The sequence below is a fragment of the Pectobacterium sp. IFB5596 genome (assembly GCF_021432585.1).
Classification (GTDB): domain Bacteria; phylum Pseudomonadota; class Gammaproteobacteria; order Enterobacterales; family Enterobacteriaceae; genus Pectobacterium; species Pectobacterium punjabense.
Map to the genome: position 1 here is coordinate 2335 of NZ_LXFY01000027.1, position 3103 is coordinate 5437.

General features: G+C 52.0%; 1 rRNA gene. It reads left to right on the forward strand.

The features are described from left to right. Positions 1-155: 155 nt before the first annotated feature. A 23S ribosomal RNA gene (locus A6301_RS16210) occupies positions 156-3063 on the forward strand. The last annotated feature ends 40 nt before the right edge of the window (positions 3064-3103 follow it).

Genomic DNA, 3103 nt, shown 5'->3' on the forward strand with positions numbered 1-3103 from the left:
GCTCTTTAACAATCTGGAACAAGCTGAAAATTGAAACATGACAGCTGAACATGCATGACGGCCTTCGGGTGTGTCGTGGTGAATCAGTCTGTCAATGAGTCTCTCAAATAATCGCAGCGCGATGATGAATCGAAAGAAACATCTTCGGGTTGTGAGGTTAAGCGACTAAGCGTACACGGTGGATGCCTAGGCAGTCAGAGGCGATGAAGGGCGTGCTAATCTGCGATAAGCGTCGGTAAGCTGATATGAAGCGTTATACCCGACGATACCCGAATGGGGAAACCCAGTGTGTTTCGACACACTATCATTATGTGAATACATAGCATAATGAGGCGAACCGGGGGAACTGAAACATCTCAGTACCCCGAGGAAAAGAAATCAACCGAGATTCCCCTAGTAGCGGCGAGCGAACGGGGAGGAGCCCAGAACCTGAATCAGTTTGTGTGTTAGTGGAAGCGTCTGGAAAGTCGCACAGTAAAGGGTGATAGTCCCGTACACAAAAATGCACAAGTTGTGAGTTCGATGAGTAGGGCGGGACACGTGACATCCTGTCTGAATATGGGGGGACCATCCTCCAAGGCTAAATACTCCTGACTGACCGATAGTGAACCAGTACCGTGAGGGAAAGGCGAAAAGAACCCCGGCGAGGGGAGTGAAATAGAACCTGAAACCGTGTACGTACAAGCAGTGGGAGCCTACTTGTTAGGTGACTGCGTACCTTTTGTATAATGGGTCAGCGACTTATATTCTGTAGCAAGGTTAACCGTATAGGGGAGCCGCAGGGAAACCGAGTCTTAACTGGGCGTTAAGTTGCAGGGTATAGACCCGAAACCCGGTGATCTAGCCATGGGCAGGTTGAAGGTTGGGTAACACTAACTGGAGGACCGAACCGACTAATGTTGAAAAATTAGCGGATGACTTGTGGCTGGGGGTGAAAGGCCAATCAAACCGGGAGATAGCTGGTTCTCCCCGAAAGCTATTTAGGTAGCGCCTCGTGAATTCATCTTCGGGGGTAGAGCACTGTTTCGGCTAGGGGGTCATCCCGACTTACCAACCCGATGCAAACTACGAATACCGAAGAATGTTATCACGGGAGACACACGGCGGGTGCTAACGTTCGTCGTGAAGAGGGAAACAACCCAGACCGCCAGCTAAGGTCCCAAAGTCATGGTTAAGTGGGAAACGATGTGGGAAGGCATAGACAGCCAGGATGTTGGCTTAGAAGCAGCCATCATTTAAAGAAAGCGTAATAGCTCACTGGTCGAGTCGGCCTGCGCGGAAGATGTAACGGGGCTAAACCATGCACCGAAGCTGCGGCAGCGACACTTAGGTGTTGTTGGGTAGGGGAGCGTTCTGTAAGCCGTTGAAGGTGGCCTGTGAGGGTTGCTGGAGGTATCAGAAGTGCGAATGCTGACATAAGTAACGATAATGCGGGTGAAAAACCCGCACGCCGGAAGACCAAGGGTTCCTGTCCAACGTTAATCGGGGCAGGGTGAGTCGACCCCTAAGGCGAGGCTGAAAAGCGTAGTCGATGGGAAACAGGTTAATATTCCTGTACTCGGTGTTACTGCGAAGGGGGGACGGAGAAAGCTAGGTTATCCGGGCGACGGTTGTCCCGGTTTAAGCGTGAAGGTGGGTGACTTAGGTAAATCCGGGTCATCGTTAACACTGAGGCGTGATGACGAGTCACTACGGTGATGAAGTAACCAATGCTACGCTTCCAGGAAAAGCCTCTAAGCTCCAGGTAACATCAAATCGTACCCCAAACCGACACAGGTGGTCAGGTAGAGAATACTCAGGCGCTTGAGAGAACTCGGGTGAAGGAACTAGGCAAAATGGTGCCGTAACTTCGGGAGAAGGCACGCTGGCGCGTAGGTGAAGTCCCTTGCGGATGGAGCTGAAGCCAGTCGCAGATACCAGCTGGCTGCAACTGTTTAATAAAAACACAGCACTGTGCAAACACGAAAGTGGACGTATACGGTGTGACGCCTGCCCGGTGCCGGAAGGTTAATTGATGGGGTCAGCCGCAAGGCGAAGCTCTTGATCGAAGCCCCGGTAAACGGCGGCCGTAACTATAACGGTCCTAAGGTAGCGAAATTCCTTGTCGGGTAAGTTCCGACCTGCACGAATGGCGTAATGATGGCCAGGCTGTCTCCACCCGAGACTCAGTGAAATTGAACTCGCTGTGAAGATGCAGTGTACCCGCGGCAAGACGGAAAGACCCCGTGAACCTTTACTATAGCTTGACACTGAACCTTGAGCCTTGATGTGTAGGATAGGTGGGAGGCTTTGAAGTGTGGACGCCAGTCTGCATGGAGCCAACCTTGAAATACCACCCTTTAATGTTTGATGTTCTAACGTAGGCCCGTAATCCGGGTTGCGGACAGTGTCTGGTGGGTAGTTTGACTGGGGCGGTCTCCTCCCAAAGCGTAACGGAGGAGCACGAAGGTTAGCTAATCCTGGTCGGACATCAGGAGGTTAGTGCAAAGGCATAAGCTAGCTTGACTGCGAGAGTGACAGCTCGAGCAGGTGCGAAAGCAGGTCTTAGTGATCCGGTGGTTCTGAATGGAAGGGCCATCGCTCAACGGATAAAAGGTACTCCGGGGATAACAGGCTGATACCGCCCAAGAGTTCATATCGACGGCGGTGTTTGGCACCTCGATGTCGGCTCATCACATCCTGGGGCTGAAGTAGGTCCCAAGGGTATGGCTGTTCGCCATTTAAAGTGGTACGCGAGCTGGGTTTAGAACGTCGTGAGACAGTTCGGTCCCTATCTGCCGTGGGCGTTGGAAGATTGAGAGGGGTTGCTCCTAGTACGAGAGGACCGGAGTGAACGCACCACTGGTGTACGGGTTGTGATGCCAATTGCATTGCCCGGTAGCTAAGTGCGGAAGAGATAACCGCTGAAAGCATCTAAGCGGGAAACTTGCCTCGAGATGAGTCTTCCCTGGACACTTGATGTCCCTGAAGGGCCGTTGAAGACGACGACGTAGATAGGCTGGGTGTGTAAGCGTAGCGATACGTTGAGCTAACCAGTACTAATGACCCGAGAGGCTTAACCTTACAACACCGAAGGTGTTTTGTGGGTGATGAAAGACTCATA